This is a genomic window from Klebsiella sp. NPDC088457, from assembly GCF_044900465.1.
Taxonomy (GTDB): Bacteria; Pseudomonadota; Gammaproteobacteria; order Enterobacterales; family Enterobacteriaceae; genus Klebsiella.
Genome location: NZ_JBJDNH010000001.1, coordinates 280,167 through 297,225 on the forward strand (window position 1 = coordinate 280,167; position 17,059 = coordinate 297,225).

Consider the following 17,059-nt stretch of genomic DNA (forward strand, 5'->3'; position numbering starts at 1 on the left):
CAGTGCACGCAGTGGAGGACATACAGTATTATTTTTGGTATGTAATCACATCGCCGCAGTTAACTCTTTAATGGATAACATTTTGTCCAGTTGTAATTGATCTTCGCTAATGTCAGTTCTCCGGCAACATCCCCGAAATTAATGGCCTGACGTTCACTAAAAAATTGCCGCAAGGTTACGGGTAAAAAAGCAGCGCTGTAGCGCAGAAGCGTGCTGTGCCAGAAGGGTGCTGGTAAAGGGCTGCCGGTATGGCGCATCAGCAACTCATTTTTCCAGTGAGAATTCAGAACCTTTTCGCAAAATGACTGACGCATGTCTATCGCAGGACTCTCAGGGATCCCGGCAAGCAACAACTGACTGGGCAACGCAACTAACCGGAGATCCCTGATAACAATTTTTTTCCCATGAAATCCAGTCCAGATATTTGTCAATTGATCCACTTTCGCTGGCAATAGCTCGTTCACTTTATACCGCGGCAGAGTCAGGGGTAAGAAAGTAAAATGGAAACCTTGGGTTGGCAGAGTATCGGCCAGTGGATCATCCTTTGTGAGTCGTTTCAATTCACCAATAAGACGTGAGACACAAACGGGTACAGGAGGCTGTATGCCTGCGGCAAGAGCGAGTTTTAGCGGATCGTAGTAGTTTTCTTCTCTGATCTCCCCGATGCCTGCATTTTTCGCCCATATTGCGATGGTGTCCTCGTTTGCAGAAAGATACATGTTTTGCAGACTTACTGATTTCATGACTGACCTTATGGCATAAGTGTGAACACAGAGGATTAATTATTCATCGTATTTCTGTCAGACATTTTAGACTATGCAATTAATTATTAAGTATCATCTGGGCTTAAGAAGTGAGATGCCTACCTGATAAGGAATATTCAGGTGACTCACATTGACCACGCCACAATGTGCGCAATGTCCGCTTCTGGCACGAAGCGGGCGTCTGAAGGACAGCAGATCTCATATGACTCTAAACGGGGAGTTAAAAGGTATAAAATACCGGGAACAGGCTGGCGGTCGGCGAGATTTGCGCGGCAGCGCACCGCAGCCTGGAAAATGGGAAACCTGAAGACATTTAAACGAACGGCGCAGTGGAATTCCCTGCGTCACGGCCACATCTCTTCATTCTTGCAGATAAAAAATGCGCTCGCAGGCCATCGCCAGCCTCATTAGCGAAGTTTCATCCTCCTGCACGGATAAAATTTCCATGCCCACCGGCAGCCCTTTTCGGTTTACCCCACAGGGTAAGGTCATCGCGGCCATGCCGCTTATTGCCGCAAGCTCAGGTGCACAGCCGGGAGGCATTTTTGCCATACTTTCCGGTAAACGTTGTACGGTAGGATACAAAAATCCATCGATGCGCTGCTCTGTCGCCACCCGGTTAAGGTTCTGCCGCAACTGGCGCTGAAAACGCCGCCCCGCCAGCCAGAGCGGGGTTTTCAGCGTGTCATACGTCAGCAGCTGCATGAGAAACGGCGCGAACTCTGGCAGGAAAGCGCCAGAGGCCATAATGTCAGTCAGTCCCAGGGGCGCACCAGGCTGTTTGCTGAGCCAGTCATCAATCGCAACGCGAAATTCATACAGACTCAGGCAGGTTGCCTGTCTGACCTCCTCCAGAAAAGGTAACGAAATATCCACGAGCACCGCCCCAGCCCGGCTTAATGCGTGCAGTGCCGTCTGCCACACCGCCAGCTGCGTTTCATCCTCACCCTGTAATGCGGTGACCACACCAAAGCGGACGCCTTTTAGCGAACAATTCGCAAGTGGAAACGGGGGCAGACCGTGGATGATGGCATGCAGCAAGGCGGCATCTGCAACGCTATGAACCATAGGCCCAACGGTGTCTTTACTGGGCGAGAGCGGTGCAACGCCATCCAGCTGTGAACGGCGAAAGGTGGGACGAAGCCCCACCAGCCCGGTATAACTGCAGGGGATCCGGATGGAGCCGCCGGTATCGGTACCCAGCGCGCCATCGGCCATTCCGGCCGCGACTGCGGCGGCGCATCCGCCACTTGAACCACCAGCGGTAACCGTCGGGCGAAGCGGGTTGGCGACATCGCCACCCAATGAGCTTCGCGAGCGCACGTCGAAGGCAAACTCCGACATATTGGCCCTGGCGAGAATAATCGCCCCCGCTTTGCGTAATCGCTGCACGACCAGCGCATCCGATGTCGCCCCGACCGAGGCCAGCGCCCGACAGCCAAGGGTGATCGGCATCGACGCGCAGGCAATATTATCTTTGATGATCAACGGAACCCCATGCAAAGGCCCGATATGCTCCCCGCGCCGACGTTGCTGCTGGCACTGTTCTGCCAGAGGTATGGCTTCAGGATTAACTCCAAGGATGGCGTTAAGCGCCCGGTGCCGCTGTATTATGCCGAGACGGTGGGCGATTTCAGCCGGACAATCGTCTGGCGGTATCAGGCGCATCATGGTCATGTCAAAGAACTCCTGCACTGACCACCGGGCGGTATCCCGCCCGGTGTTTTCACATGGCTTAGTCCCGAACGCCGTTGGTGATAGCGTCAATATCCTGCGGACGCAGACGAATTTCCGCCGCCCGCCGGTGCCCCTGCATTCCCTCAGTGCGGCTCTGGCGGATCGCCGGTTCGGCAATCGCCGGAATGCCCTGCACATCAATCCACTGATGAGTACAAACTTTGACATACGCCCCCACCCACAAACCGCCGGTATAGCGCGCCGCCGCCATCGTTGGCAGCGTATGGTTGGTGCCGCAGCATTTATCGGAAAACACCACGCTGGCGTTCTGACCGATAAACAGCGAACCATAATTGCGGATCTTCGCCGCCGTGGCGTGCGGATCGCGGGTATGCACCTGCAGATGTTCCGTCGCCATCTGATCGGCAAAGGCGATCAGTTGCGCTTCATCCTCACAGACCACGATCTCGCCCTGCCGACGCCATGCCTCACCCGCTGTGGCCGCCGTTGGCAGGCTGGTTAACTGACGCTCAACCTCCGCCAGGGTGCGCTCAGCAATAACCCTGCTGGTGGTCGCCAGCCCAACGCGGGTATGAATGTCATGCTCTGCCTGCGCCAGCATATCGGCAGCCAGAATACGCGGGTCGGCGCTGTCATCGGCAATGGTGAAAATCTCGCTCGGCCCGGCGAGTGCGTCAATGCCGACTTTACCGAACACCTGACGTTTCGCTTCATTAACAAAGGCGTTCCCCGGCCCGACAATTTTATCCACCGAGGGAATGCTTTCCGTTCCCCAGGCCATGGCCGCGATCGCCTGCGCGCCGCCGACTTTGAAAATGCGATGCGCCCCCGCCAGATGGCAAACCGCAATCATCGCCGGATGCGCTCCCGGCGGCAGACAGGCAATAATCTGCTCGCAGCCCGCTACCGTCGCCGGGACAATCGACATCACCGGCGCGGAGAGAATCGGATAACGCCCGCCCGGAACGTAGCAGCCCACCGTCTGCACCGGGATGATCCGGTGACCAAGATGCACACCCGGCAGCGTCTCTACCTCCAGCGGCTGCATGGTCGCCAGCTGCGCCTGCGCAAAACGGCGCACCTGGTTAATGGCGAATTCACTGTCGCGACGCGTCTGGGCATCCATCCCCTCCAGCGCTTCGGCAATCTCCAGCTCACTCACTTCAAACTGCGCTGGCACGACTTTATCAAACTGCTGCGAATATGCTCTCAGCGCCGCGTCACCTTCGGTTTTCACGCGTTCGATAATGGCACTGACCGTCTGCGTCAAAGAACGATCGGCCTGCACATCCTGCCCTTGTGGACGCTTAATCCAGCTCACCTGATTTATCATTTACGCGTCCTCCATCTGGCCGAGTTTGATCTGCGCCAGCAGCGCAAGATGGTCGTAAACCAGCCACTCATCGACAATTTTGCCGTTGACGATGTGGTAATGTGACATGCCCATCACAAACAGGCGTTCCCCGGTAGGTTTACCCAGCTCGCCGTAACCCAGGTGATGCCCTTCGATAATCCAGCGAATCGCCACTTTGACGCCGCCTTCGTCGCAAGGGTTAGAGCAAATATGCTGTGGTAACCACGCGCCATCAGGGATCATTCCCACCAGCGCCAGCGTCTGATGCGTCACCGCCGCAGTTCCGTACAGTTCTTTCATCAGGGGACCGTGCCACTGTACGTTTGGCGCGTATACCTCTTTAATCTTGCCGAACATCCGGCGGTTGTAGATCTCATGCAGCCAGCGCAGACACTGTTCTTCCGTATCGCTGTGCGCAATAGAGATATCGCACTCAATCTCCGGCGGATATTGCCCCAGCATGCGGCCGTTTTCGCCGATATCCGTCACGCGGAAGCCTTTGTCAAACTGCTCTTTCGCCATATTGAAGGCGACTTCATCGGTATTCAGGCCAAGCTGCTTCATCAGCGACATATTGTCGCTGACCACCCACTCCCGGTAAATTTTGTTCTCGTGGATCATGCAGTCCGCCACGGTACGAGAAACAAAGGTACGGTTTGTCGGCTTGCCTAAATGGCTGTACTGAGTATGCCGCCCGCTTCCCGTCACGAGGTGTGAGGTATAAAAACCATCAACGTCATTCCCGTTCCAGATTACCTGCGTCGCCATACCTCGCCGTTCCGGGAAGGCGATTAATCTTTGCAGCGTATCCTGAACCACCTGTTCACGGTTATATAGCGTCCCCAACGCGTTATACAGCACGCAGTTATGGGTATAGTGGGAATAAATTAAGCCGACGTCACGCTCATCCCATATTTTATGGGTGCAGCGAACAATATAATCGACAATATCGGTATAGCAGTCATCAAAGCCGCGTAATGATTGCATACGTGGACGCTTTTCCGGTACCAGGTCGACAAAATCATGGCGCTCCACCTGCAATACCGGCTCTTCTTTCAGCGTTTTCACGCTGTTTTTTTCGGGTACGGCTGGTGCTTTATTTGTTGCTTCAGTTGAAGACATATAAACTCCTGCTCTATTTTTAGACAATAAAAACCCGCACCCGTAAGTGTGGGTGAATAAAACATGGCTATATTTGGCAGATGGAATAAAAGAGCTGCCCGCTACATTAATTAAATATTTGTGACCAGATCGCTAATTCATCAATACCCAGATATTCGCGGAAAATTAAACCATCACGTAATTCAAGCTGGCTGATGCCGGTAATGGAAACGGGTTTCCGGGTTGGTGCGCCGAACTTGCCATAACCGTCATGCCAGGTTAATAACGACCAGCGCAATGAAATACGAATCGGTTCGTTGGCGTCTTTACGCACAATCAGATGATGAAGCTGTGTTTCACTGTCGGCAAAGGAGGCGCGGTAGCCGGAAAGCTGCGCGCCGATTTCTTGTTCGCCGGTACAGATGCTGTGACCAGGGGCATACAGCGTCGCCGCCGGGTGATATAAACCGGGCACCACGCCGCTGTTGCCACCCGCCCACATCGTCAGATAGCGCTCGACAACCCCCGCCAGCGCCCCCTCCACATCATCGCCTTCAGGTCCTCCCACCCAGCGTTCATCTATCGTCTCGGCAGAAACAGACTCCAGCCCAAGCTGCTGGCGCATGGTTGCCAGGTTAAACGCAAACTCGCGGATATCCAGCCCCAGTTGCGCCACAATGGCAGCGCGATCCTGCAATAACCACTCCTGGCGTACGGCACCGTCAACACAAATACGATCCGCCCACGTGCGTACCCAAACATTTTTCCCGGTCGGCGGCCCAAAAAAACCTTCCCCCTGATGCTGAATTCGCGCCACGGTTCGCTGTGCCGCGTAGTATTCATCTCCCGGATTCAGGCTGCACAGAATATCTTCCGTCATCACCGATCGCTGCGGGAAACTGTGCATCGCCTCAAGCGTGAGGCGCATAAACTGGGAAAGATCGTGCAACTGTTTTTCCGGGGTTATAAAGATAACCGGCGTGGCGTAAAAATCTGCCAGTTGACCGATATCTTTCTGTTCCCATACTACGTGCGTCAGCGTCAGAATGAACTGCTGGATAGAGTCGAATTGTGGGCTGAAGCCCCGCAATCTGGTCATTTGAGTTCCTTAGACTGAAATAACGATAAACCATTGGTTTCGATAACGCCGCTGCGTGGGCGGCGGGCTGAGTGGCGTATGACCAGCATGCCGGGCACCGTAATCTGCTCAGGCTCAATGGTTCCACTTTCAATTTGCTTCATTAATAGTTCGACCGTGGCCTCAACCATCGCATCTACCGGCTGTGACGCCGAAGTCAACGCATAGGAGGGCCAGCCGGAAGGGCCGATATCATCGTAGCCGACAACGGAGACCTCCTCCGGAATACGTAAACCAAACTCATAGCGCGCTACATCCATTACCGTAACCGCCATATGATCGTTGGCGACGAAGACGGCATCCGGCGCAGGCGATGCCGAAAACAGGGTATAAGCCGCACGGGTTGTTTGCTGAACATCGTAATTCCCGTTCACCACCTGCACATCGGTAATGCCATGTTCGGCCAGAGTAGAGAGATATCCGCGCTGGCGAGCAATATTGACCGGGGAATCGGCCACACCGCCGACGTAAGCGAAACGCTGATGCTCCCCCGCCAGCAGAAATTCAGCAATCTGCCGCGCCGCCGCCTCGTTATTACTGTTGACGCTGGAAGCCATCCCGCTCTCTTCGCTGCGGTTAAACAGCACCACCGGAATTCCGGCAGCAAGACACTCCTCAGACAACTCCAGCGACAGCGTTACCGATGCCAGCACAATGCCATCCACCCGGTACTGCATAATCTGGTCAAAAATCCGGTCAACGTTGCCTTCACGATCGCCGACAAACAGCAACAGGTGATAATTCAGCGTATCCAGCTTCTGCGCCAGTACCTCAAGCACCTGAGAATAAAAGGGATTATCAAAGTAAGAAATCACCACGCCGATAATGCGTGAGCGCGCCGTGTTGAGCGAACGGGCTATCGCATTCGGCCGATAGCCGAGTTCACGGGCCGCCTTCAGCACCTTTTCACGCGTCGCGGGTGAAATGCTGGCTCCCGGCGTGAACGTTCGCGAGACCGCCGATTGCGATACCCCCGCCAGCTGCGCGACCTGTTGAGATGTGACTGCTGCAAAAGTCTTACGTTTCATTACCCCTGATTCCTTATCAACGTCTTACCCACGTTTACCTTGTTGCAGACCAGTGAAAATACCCTTTTCCCCTCTGTCCCTGCACTTTAGCAGGTGGGTGTTTTTTATACTTACACCACCTTTGCATGCGTATGCAACACAAAAAATCAAAATTCTCACAACAAGATCAAGATCACTTTACAAACATGAAACCTTCTCGTAACTTCACATCTTGAATACGTATGCAAAACATTTCATACCGTCAATAGTTCCGGAGAGAACAGGAGTCGCCCAAAGGATTGAACCGGTAAACGTCGTACCTGGCTGGTTATAACCCATTACTTTTTAAGAGGTTCAGAACCATGTTTCGAGCACTGTTACGCCGTCGGGAAGCCCGGCTCTTTTTTATCATCAGCGTCCTGTTCTATATCTGCATTCACAGCATCGATGCCTTCCTTGCCCCGATGATGATCAACCAGGGCATCGAGCCACAAATCATGGGCATCATTATGGGTGCGTCCGGGCTGGCTACACTGCTCATTCGTTTCCCGCTGGGTATCATTTCTGATGTGGTAAAAAGTCGGAGGATCTTTATTCAAATCGGTCTGGCGCTGCCGATTATCGCCTGGCCTGTTGCCTGGCTCGAACCGAACGCCGTCACGCTGTATATCGCAAAAGCGGCCGATGGCGTGACGGCGGCGACATGGGTACTGTACAACATCCTGTTCATCCGCTATTTCGACCGCAATGAAGCCCCTGCCGCCGTCGCGCTGCTGGCGCTAGCCGGACCCATCGGTGTGTTTCTTGGCAACTGCATTGGTGCGGTGCTGATCCACTACTTTACTAACAACATCGCCTTTTTCGTCTCCTGCGTCTCTGCGCTGGTGGCATTGTTCCTGACTACCCGCATTCAGGACATTCACGACCCGGTGCAGGCCCCTACCCTGAAAGCCTGTATTACCGGGGCTCGTCAGCAGTTGGCCGACCGTTCCGTCTGGTTGATTGGCATCCTGGCAACTATCGTGATTCTGGTTCCCTTCGCCACCCGTGACACGTTGACAGCCATTTATGCTGAACAGCTCGGCGCACGCGCCGGAATACTGGCGCTGCTCAGCAACATTCATCTTTTGTTTTACGGACTGGCGATCGCCCTGTGCAGTTCCGTTTTTTATCAGCGTCTGGGGCTGGTAAAAACCGCCGTCCTCGGCATCGGACTTCAGGCGATATCTACTTTTGGTATTCCCTTCACCAGCAATATGTATGTCATCTACCTGTGGCAGGCGCTGGCAGGATTCTCCTTCGGGATGGCTTTTGCCGCCTTTATGTCGCTGAGCGTCGTCAATACCACCGCCGATGAGCAATCCACCCGCATGGGGTTATTCCAGACGATTTATTCCTGCGGCATGTTTGCCGGGCCTGTGATGATGGGTGTAATGATGCAACATATTAACCTGTCGTCGGGTTATATCTTGATTGCCGTCCTCTCTGTTATCGCCGCTATCGCCACGCCGCTGTCCGCCCGTTGGGTGTATGCCCGCAAGGCGCAAAAATCAGCCCGGTTGCTAAAAAACGGCGCTTACGCCGCCACGCCGGATCAATAACACATCCTGAAAGGTAACAACTTGTCCCGGTTCGCCGGGAGGGCAACTGACATCTTAAAAAAGTAAGGAGGAACGTATGTCGCGGAAATTAACAACGGCTAAATCCACCGAAGAACGCCAGCAAGCCAACCAGCAAATAAGGGAAAAGGTCCAGCCATGACGTTTCCACAACCCCCTTCTTTTACCCTGCATGGCAAACGTGTGCTGGTCACTGGCGCGTCCGGTTATTAAAAGGAGAACATATGAAAGACATTCATCTTACCCAGATCCAGGCAAGAAGCCGGTTAATCGCTCCCGACGATATGGTGTCCTGCAATCTTGCCTTTATCGATTGCAAGCTGCCCGGCTCACACCTGAAGCAAAACTTTTCGTTTATCGGCCCCGGCGTCACCCAGTCAACTGAGCAGGTAGTGAATATCCCCGAGCCGCACGGGTTTAACATCGGCGCGGCAGCGATGCCAAAAGGGGTGACCAATAACCTGCATCTGCATTTTACGGCGGAGGTGTTCCTGATCCATGAAGGGACATGGCGTTTTCGCTGGGGTGCCAACGGCGAACATGAAGCGGAATTCAGCGCCCCTGCGATTCTCTCCATTCCGACCTGGATCTTCCGCGGATTCACCAACGTCAGTAAAGAAGACACCAGCGGTATGGTATTTACCGTGCTCGGCGGCGACAACACGGGCGGCATCATCTGGCACCCTTCAGTACTCGCAGCCGCCGGTGAGTACGGTATGTATTTGAGCAAAGATAATATGCTAATTACGCAGAAAGCTGGCGACCCGCCGCCTGACCCCGCAACGCTGCTGACACCGCTGTCGGAGGACTATATTGCCGGTCTGCGCGATTACAGCGTTGCAGAGATGCGTAAACGCGCGGTAACCGGCGATGACCGCTGCTGGTCAGCACAGGGGCTGCTGGACTCGGTGCTGCCGGGACACGGCGGCGAAATCGTGCCGGTCATCGGCTTTGGCATTTCACAGGACCGAGATTCCTCCCCTGCCATCACCAGTCCGCACGGTTTTTCCGTCGAATGGCTGCGGCTCGCCGACGATCATGTGGTGGGCCGACACTTATGTCCCGATATTCAGGTGATTATGGTATTTAAGGGCCAACTGGAGGTGATCTGGAACGAGGCCGGCGAAGAAGTTAGCGTCATCGCCCCGGAACGTTCGGTAATTTCCATTCCGGCAAACAGTTGGCGGCGCTACCGCGCGACAGGCGGCAACACCGAATTTATCCTCACCACCCGCGGCGATCAGCGTAAACGTCTCTACTGGGACGAGGAGATCCTGCAACAGGCGAAAAATCATAACCGCTGTCTCGATCCGGATGGTTATGTCGCCGATGCCGACATATTACCCGGCACCGCATGCCGGGCAGGCGCAAAACTGGAAAAATGGCAAGCGGATGCCTGACTGGTCTCATGATGTTAAACACGTTGCTGGCGCAGGTTCTTAACTGCGCCCTTTACATAATAGCTATCGCCGGGATGGCCGGATTTCAGCCAACCTTGGCTCGAATAATGCCACGCCCGCAAAAGCGGTCTTTAAGGGTAAGGGAGAAGAGTGCACCATTGGGGTTGGGAGAGCGTTTTATCAGGTCGCTGGAGTAATAGCCATATTCTACACCACCGCCCCCTTACCGGAGGGCTCATTTGCGTAATGCTCCTGGAAAGTCTTTATACTGTGAATCGAAGAGCGACAAAAGATAGCTTATTCTGACGCAGATTTATTTACGCTTGTGCTTGAGATTCAACTCGCTAATGATGCCAGGAAATACGACATCTACCGGAATGGTAGCATTATTATCATTGCCGCTGGAGTCATCGGCCTGGATAGCCCCATCACAGAGATGCAATCTGCCCGAACATCTATCTGATGCACGAAGAAGAAAGATCTAAAGTGTTGATGTCCACTATGAGCAAGGAGCGGGAGTAATCCTCCCGCGGATAATAAGTTTTTCGCAAGCGCTGAAAAAGTGACTGGTTCGGATGACAAAACACTTAGATTTCAAGTGCAGCAAGGATTGTGGCTTCCATTTTCTCCGGGGTGGTGAACGGTGCAAAACGCTTGAGCGGTTTACCGTCGCGTCCAATCAGAAATTTAGTGAAGTTCCACTTGATCCGCCCCCCCAGCACGCCGGGCAATGCGTTTTTTAGATAACGAAACACCGGGTGCGCGGCGGTGCCGTTGACCTCTACTTTCTCGAACATCGGGAAGCTCACACCGTAGTTAATGTGACATGTCTGCGCGATTTCGTCGGCACCGCCAGGTTCCTGTTTACCGAACTGGTTACAGGGGAAACCAAGCACCACTAAACCCTGGGCGGCGTATTTCTTGTAGAGCGCTTCAAGGCCGCCATATTGTGGTGTGAATCCACAATGGCTAGCGGTATTAACTACCAGAGTCACCTTACCAGCGTAGTCAGCCATAGAAATAACCTGGCCGCCCAGACTGGTGGCTGTCAGTTGATGAAAGGTGGTCATATCGGAATCCTCAAAGCAGAACCAGTTCGACGTCGACATTGCCACATAGCGCGTTGCTGCCAGGGCACCGATCATGGGGAGTAGATCCTGGCCCTGATGACGTGGCAGGTCTGGAATCGTGTGCGATACATCTTTGCAAAGTCGGACGAAAAGAACAACAAACAGGCGACTTTTGGCCTGCTCTTCGTTGATTAACACACCATACTATTAGTTGGGTTCGTTTTGGCACGAAACCAAACATCATGTCATCATCGGACTGCCATGAGCGAAAAGCAGAAGTTGGCACTTATCACACAAATCAGGGTCAATTATCCAATGGGCGTTGTTCCAGAACCGTACTGGTTACTTAGTTCCAGATGTTTCGGGATTAGGGGCTTACCATGGGGAGCAACCAGTTTTTCTCACTGCTTCGTTCTTTTGTTCATCTTGACCCGATACAACTTGAGCGTGCTCAGGAACACCTTCGTCACTACCTCCGGCGTGGTCAGCGGTGGATGGACAAACCAAAGTGACGATACATCTGTTTTTTCCGGATGCGGGAGCACGCAAGATGGCGCTGGTGAAAATTGGTGAGACTGAAGACGGGAACCAAACCCTGGCGCGCCTCGCAGGTTATGCAATCAAAACTTAATCAAAGAGAAAATCATGAGAAAAATAGTTTCCTTTGTCCATGTGTCGCTGGATGGTTTTGTCGCTTCTACCGCCGAGGGCCCGGCAGGTCTGGCCTGGATAAACATAAGCCCCGACTTGTTTGAATACGTGGAGCAGCGGATTCAGCAGACCGACACCGCCTTATATGGGCGTACCACCTACCAGATGATGGAGTCGTACTGGCCAACTGCTGCCGATAAGCCTGACGCCAGCCCGCATGACCATGCGCATTCGCGTTGGTATAAATCTGCCCATAAAGTGGTGTTGTCGAAAACCCTGTTGGAAAAAAATCACCCTAATACGCAAATTATCAGTAACAATTTAAGCGACGAAATCAGCAAGCTCAAGCATAACGCGGGCAGCGAAATCTTAATGTTTGGCAGTCCCTCAGCTACTCACGCGCTAATGGCGGAAAACCTTATCGATGAGTATTGGCTATTCGTCAATCCGATTCTGCTGGGGCAAGGCATTCCCTTGTTCAAAAACATAAAAGACAGAACCTCACTCATGCTGGTGAATAGTAAAGTTTTCCCGTCGGGCGTAGTGTGCCTGCGATACGAGGTGAAACGAAATCAATAATGCAAGGTTCTGATAGTTCTGCAAGAGGAAAAAACCTCCGAACGGCTGCATTTCTGCGAATGAGTGGCCAATCGATGTTTTGCGGTATGTGATCTAACCTAATTGACAGGAGCATCTAAGGGTCAGCAATGTCCGCTTCTGGCACGAAACGGACATGTAACCTGAGCCTAAGGTCCGCCATGAGCGAGAAGCGGGCATTCAGCGTGAAGCCCCTTCCCCACTTCGATACGCTGTATATAAGGGGGCCGTTTAGCCACTCCTTGTGATAATGGCTCTGTGCATAGAGAACATCAATACAGCACCTTGTTACGCCCGCTCCTGACACAAACTATACACATACCGATATGTTTTCTGCTCCGTCTCTGGGTCAAAGCAAATCATGCACTCTCCCCTGACATGCTCTTCTCCGCGCTACGCATCCCTGCCTGAGCCAGGAGCCGGGGATCCACGTCATCGGCAATCCACGGCTCAATGCGTTGTCAGGGGATAATGCGCGCGGCTCTCAGCTGCGTGAACAGGCTGAAAAACATCTCGTCGGTTGCCTGCATACGCGTGAAGCCCGCCCGGCGCAGCTTGCTACCATCGCCAAACATGTCGTAATTCCAGCCAAACACGAAATCGGCAAACTGCCCGTCGTTCAGCTGTAAAATATCCGCTTCCACCAGCCGCTGCCCGGCAAGTTCGCGCCATACCTCACGATAGTCCTTAAACAACTGGTGAAATGACAGCCTGACCGGCGGTGCGGATTCCAGCGCAAACCAGCGCGCGATACGCGGCCACAGCTCGCTCCAGCGCCAGACGTCCCCATTATTCACGTTGAAAGCCTGATTCTCTGCCATCGGCGAGGTCGCTGCCCACAGCGTCGCCTCCGCCAGCAATCCGGCATCAGTATGATCAACGATGCTGTGCCAGGTGTGTTCCGAACCGGGAAAGCGCAGAGGTAAATCCTGAGCCTTACACAGCGAGGCATACAGGGCGATGCTGAGGGCGAGATTCATGGCGTTGCCAGGCACCGCGCTGCCCACTACGCCCGGCCTGATGGCATTCCAGCGCCACCTTTTCCCACGCTGAAAATGGCTGAGCCAGGTGAGCTGTGCGGCATTAAATTCTGCGCCGGGTACGCCGGGATCGCTTTCACGCGCCGGGGTTTTGAACGGACCAAGATGCGCACCATAGACTTTGTATCCCTGCATCAGGCTTACCGTCTGTAGCGGCGCGGTTTGCTCAACGTTACTGACCAGGTTACGCAGCATGGTGACGTTCGGCTCAACCATGTCTGTCCAGTTCGCGGCGTTCACCCAGGCGCTGTAAAAAATATGGCTGATGCCGTTAAGGGGTTGCAATATCTGCGCGCTCTGCCGCTCATCCAGTAAATCGACGTTGACTATCGGAATGTTTGCCGGGTGGGATAGTGCATGGCGACTCAGGCCGATCACCTCCCACTCATTGTCCAGCAGCGTGTTAACCAGCTGCCTGCCGACAATACCGCTGGCGCCGGCGACCAGCGCGACTCTCTGTTGCTGCGTCTTGTTCATGGTATTTCTCCAGATAAGGTGACAGACACAGTGTGATATATTATTTTTTTCACACATATCCCATGAAACTGATGGCACTTATAAGCAGAATCATTAAATGAATAATAAGCTCAATGCCATTGCCACCTTTTTACGCGTCGCAGAAGCCGGCTCCTTTTCTGCGGCCGCCCGCCAGAGCGGTATGAAGCAATCGGCCGTCAGTCAGCAGATAGCCGCCCTTGAGGAGGAACTCGGGGTGGTATTGCTGCACCGTACAACGCGGGTGATGGCGCTGACTGAGCAGGGAGAAAGCTACCGGCGCGATATGCAGCTTTTGCTGGAAGCCATGCGGGAAGCAGAAAGGCGCCTGAACCCTGCCGAGCGCCAATTTCAGGGCAGGGTCCATGTGCAGCTGCCGAGCGGTCTGGGCCAGCGCTTTTTGCCACATCTGCTCGAACTGCAGAAAATGAATCCAGGATTGCACCTGATGCTTTCACTTGATGACCGTATCGCCGAGCTTGTCCCTGAAGGGGTCGATGTCGCGCTGCGGCTGGGCAATGAGCCTCCGCCAACCCATGCGGCGCGCGTGCTGGCGCGTATTGAAACGAGGCTCTTTGCCGCCCCCGGTTTTACGCCGGTTCATTCCGTGAGCGAGCTGGCTGCGCATCCGCACGTGCGTTTCAGCGGCATCGCGCTGGAAGCGCCGCTACGGTTAGTCTCTGCTAATGACACTCTCGACGTGAAAGTGAAGACCGTTTTCCGGGCCAACACCAGTGAAGCGCTGTTACAGGCGCTAGAGGCAGGCATCGGTATCGGTGGCATGCAGCTACCGCTCGCGGTCAAAGCTTTGCAGGCCGGTAGGTTGGTTCCGGTATTACCCGCCTACCGCTTACCTGACCGCTTCCTCTATGCCGTCTATCCCGATGCCCGCTTTATCCCCCAGAGGGTCAGGAGCATCGTCAGCGTGATCGAGCAACTGCTGCCTGAAATCACAGGGAATATCTGTGTTCAGGATGCGGAAAAAGGAGCAAGCTGGTAAACCGCCACCATCGCCGCGATATTCAATAACACACTGACAATAAAGTATGTTTTAAATGGCTGCTTTTGCGTTTTATGGCGAAAGAGCTGTTGACCCGCAATCGCGCCGGCCCACCCACCGACCACCCCAAACAGCAGCAAGGTGGATTCTGGCACTCTGCGCCAGGCCTTACGCGCCGCCATTTTATCCACCCCGTAAATCGCCAGCGTCAGTACGTTGGCGAGCAGGAGCCACATAGCCACGGGATGAGACGTCAAAATACTCCCGATCGCCGCGCAGGCCAGAAGCAAATAACAACAGCGATTGAGATTCATACCATTAGCCACAGCCATTATCAGAAAACGTAGAAGCCGAATTATACGCAATACAGGCAGCCAGAAGAAACCGCTGTACGGGCGCCACAGAAAAGACGGGCATGATTATGATCTGCTACTGCCCCCGGATAATAGGCTTAGCTGGGGATACTGACTCAAACATTACGGTGTCTGCGTCTACGGAGAAAAGCGATGAGTTAACCCCCTGCCCGCTTTAGCATTTCCGCATTCACCGCCCTGACCTGACCTCTGTCGCCAGCGTACGCAGTTTCGCCTTCAGCCAGTTCGTCACGCCTCGCTGGCCGCTCCGTTGATGTGAATAGATCTTCACTTCAAACGGAGGGATCGCGAACGGCAATGAAAAAATCTTGATCTTCGTTGCCACAATCAGCTTCTCAGCGGCAAAACGAGGAATCGCCATCAGCAGGTCGCTTTCCGCAACAATAAACGGCGCGCTGAGCATTGACGGCGTTTTGATCGCTATCTGCCGTGTATACCCCATCTGTTCAAGCTGTAAATCCAGCACTCCCTGCTTCTCATTCCAGGGCGTCACCACGAGGTGCCGCGCGGCAAGATAATCCTCCAGCGTCAGCTGCGTTCGGCGGGTATTGCTGATGGCGACATACTCATCTTCAAACCAGCCGATCTCATCCAGTTCCGGATGCCGGATATCATCCAACGTGCTGAATCCCAGCGCCAGATCCACTTCGCCCGCCAGCAGTTCCGTCAGCGCCGGGCTGTGCGGCAAATAGCATAACTCAAAGCGCAAGCCGGGCGCTTCGTGCTGCAGTTTGTGCATCAGCGCAGGGAAAATACAAAACGCGGTGAAATCCGTAATGGCAATCTGTACACGCTCCGTACTACAGGCGGCTGCAAACTCCGGCTGCGGTGCCAGCTCCTGATTGAGCAATTTCAGCGCCGAAGCAATAGAAGGCGCGAGCTGTGCGGCATACACGCTCGGGGACATCCGGTGGCCTTCCCGGAAAAATAATGGGTCATTGAGAGTGATACGCAGCCGGGACAGCGCATGGCTCAGCGCCGATGTGCTCATCGCCAGTTCATCCGCCGCCAGACGAACGGAACGGTGACGATAAATCGCGTCAAAAACAGGCAGCAGGTTTAAATCAAGGCGCCTCAGCGCCGGATGCATAATATTCATCATTTGGTGATTTCATTGCACTTAATTCTCCTGACAATAACCCTTATGCTTAGCCCCATCAATGTCGACACCATGCAGAAATAACAGGAAAACCAATGAGTATCACAATTCGCCAGGCCCGCCCGGAAGATGCAACGGCAATTTACGATATGATCTATGAGCTGGCGGTGTATGAAAAAGCGCCGGAAGAAGTGGTCACCACGCCGGATGAGATCCGCGAAACGCTCTTTGGCGCCGGCAGTAAAACCGAAGCGTTGATCTGTGAGATGGCAGGCCAGACCGTAGGGTATGCCGTTTTCTTCACCAGCTACTCCACCTGGCTGGGGCGTAACGGTATTTATATGGAAGATTTATACATTTCCCCCGATTATCGCGGCAAAGGCGCGGGAAGAGCGTTGCTGAAAAATATCGCGCAATGCGCAGTAAAACGGCAGTGCGGCCGTCTTGAATGGAGTGTGCTGGACTGGAACCAGCCCGCCATTGATTTTTACCTGAGCATTGGCGCACTGCCGCAGTCTGAATGGGTACGCTATCGTCTGGATGGCGAAGCGCTGCTGAAATTTGCCGAATAAAAGCCTCTTGATATTGCGCCCCCCGCTGAAGCGGGGGGGGGCCTTTTCTGCAATTCCTCACTGCCATTAAAAATGCAGTC

Annotated in this window: 15 protein-coding genes; 5 read left to right on the plus strand and 10 right to left on the minus strand. The window is 53.9% G+C overall.

The window, feature by feature from the left end; translation table 11 throughout:
* Nucleotides 1-59: 59 nt before the first annotated feature.
* From ACI2JR_RS01245 to ACI2JR_RS01270, 6 genes are all read right to left on the minus strand, one after another.
* Nucleotides 60-743, minus strand: a complete 684-nt coding sequence (locus ACI2JR_RS01245) for a hypothetical protein (RefSeq protein ID WP_462477644.1) — start codon at nucleotides 741-743, stop codon at nucleotides 60-62.
* A gap of 381 nt (nucleotides 744-1,124) precedes the next feature.
* Complete coding sequence (locus ACI2JR_RS01250; protein ID WP_462477734.1) at nucleotides 1,125-2,435, minus strand: amidase family protein; 1,311 nt, start codon at nucleotides 2,433-2,435, stop codon at nucleotides 1,125-1,127.
* 64 nt (nucleotides 2,436-2,499) lie between these two features.
* Nucleotides 2,500-3,795, minus strand: a complete 1,296-nt coding sequence (gene hisD, locus ACI2JR_RS01255) for a histidinol dehydrogenase (RefSeq protein ID WP_462477645.1) — start codon at nucleotides 3,793-3,795, stop codon at nucleotides 2,500-2,502.
* Nucleotides 3,796-4,938: an ester cyclase gene (locus tag ACI2JR_RS01260; protein WP_462477646.1), complete on the minus strand. Its 1,143-nt coding sequence runs from the start codon at nucleotides 4,936-4,938 to the stop codon at nucleotides 3,796-3,798.
* Between the two features lie 106 nt (nucleotides 4,939-5,044).
* The gene (locus ACI2JR_RS01265; RefSeq protein WP_462477647.1) at nucleotides 5,045-6,016 is read right to left on the minus strand and encodes a nuclear transport factor 2 family protein; all 972 of its coding nucleotides are present in this window, start codon (nucleotides 6,014-6,016) and stop codon (nucleotides 5,045-5,047) included.
* On the minus strand, nucleotides 6,013-7,083 hold the full coding sequence (locus ACI2JR_RS01270; RefSeq protein ID WP_462477648.1) for a LacI family DNA-binding transcriptional regulator: 1,071 nt from the start codon (nucleotides 7,081-7,083) through the stop codon (nucleotides 6,013-6,015). The genes ACI2JR_RS01265 and ACI2JR_RS01270 overlap by 4 nt, the downstream gene beginning before the upstream one ends.
* 341 nt (nucleotides 7,084-7,424) lie before the next feature.
* Between ACI2JR_RS01270 and ACI2JR_RS01275 the strand changes: the two genes are divergently transcribed.
* Nucleotides 7,425-8,663, plus strand: a complete 1,239-nt coding sequence (locus ACI2JR_RS01275; RefSeq protein WP_462477649.1) for an MFS transporter — start codon at nucleotides 7,425-7,427, stop codon at nucleotides 8,661-8,663.
* 242 nt (nucleotides 8,664-8,905) lie between these two features.
* Nucleotides 8,906-10,081: a cupin gene (locus ACI2JR_RS01280; protein ID WP_462477650.1), complete on the plus strand. Its 1,176-nt coding sequence runs from the start codon at nucleotides 8,906-8,908 to the stop codon at nucleotides 10,079-10,081.
* A 587-nt stretch (nucleotides 10,082-10,668) separates the two neighbouring features.
* On the opposite strand, the gene ACI2JR_RS01285 is transcribed toward ACI2JR_RS01280, so the two are convergent.
* Nucleotides 10,669-11,151: a glutathione peroxidase gene (locus ACI2JR_RS01285; protein WP_132728084.1), complete on the minus strand. Its 483-nt coding sequence runs from the start codon at nucleotides 11,149-11,151 to the stop codon at nucleotides 10,669-10,671.
* Nucleotides 11,152-11,796: 645 nt separating this feature from the next.
* Between ACI2JR_RS01285 and ACI2JR_RS01290 the strand changes: the two genes are divergently transcribed.
* Nucleotides 11,797-12,381 carry a dihydrofolate reductase family protein gene (locus tag ACI2JR_RS01290; RefSeq protein ID WP_132726318.1) on the plus strand — a complete coding sequence of 195 codons (585 nt, stop codon included), beginning with the start codon at nucleotides 11,797-11,799 and terminating at the stop codon, nucleotides 12,379-12,381.
* 479 nt (nucleotides 12,382-12,860) lie between these two features.
* On the opposite strand, the gene ACI2JR_RS01295 is transcribed toward ACI2JR_RS01290, so the two are convergent.
* Complete coding sequence (locus ACI2JR_RS01295; protein WP_462477651.1) at nucleotides 12,861-13,916, minus strand: SDR family oxidoreductase; 1,056 nt, start codon at nucleotides 13,914-13,916, stop codon at nucleotides 12,861-12,863.
* 97 nt (nucleotides 13,917-14,013) lie between these two features.
* Between ACI2JR_RS01295 and ACI2JR_RS01300 the strand changes: the two genes are divergently transcribed.
* Nucleotides 14,014-14,934, plus strand: a complete 921-nt coding sequence (locus ACI2JR_RS01300) for a LysR family transcriptional regulator (protein WP_132726320.1) — start codon at nucleotides 14,014-14,016, stop codon at nucleotides 14,932-14,934.
* On the opposite strand, the gene ACI2JR_RS01305 is transcribed toward ACI2JR_RS01300, so the two are convergent.
* Together ACI2JR_RS01305 and ACI2JR_RS01310 are read right to left on the minus strand one after the other, a co-directional pair.
* A complete protein-coding gene (locus ACI2JR_RS01305; RefSeq protein WP_132726323.1) occupies nucleotides 14,904-15,248 on the minus strand; it encodes a DUF1294 domain-containing protein in 345 nt (114 codons plus the stop codon). The genes ACI2JR_RS01300 and ACI2JR_RS01305 overlap by 31 nt on opposite strands.
* A gap of 229 nt (nucleotides 15,249-15,477) precedes the next feature.
* Nucleotides 15,478-16,410, minus strand: a complete 933-nt coding sequence (locus ACI2JR_RS01310; RefSeq protein WP_462477652.1) for a LysR family transcriptional regulator — start codon at nucleotides 16,408-16,410, stop codon at nucleotides 15,478-15,480.
* 92 nt (nucleotides 16,411-16,502) lie between these two features.
* Between ACI2JR_RS01310 and ACI2JR_RS01315 the strand changes: the two genes are divergently transcribed.
* A complete protein-coding gene (locus ACI2JR_RS01315; protein ID WP_132726328.1) occupies nucleotides 16,503-16,979 on the plus strand; it encodes a GNAT family N-acetyltransferase in 477 nt (158 codons plus the stop codon).
* Nucleotides 16,980-17,059 lie beyond the last annotated feature (80 nt).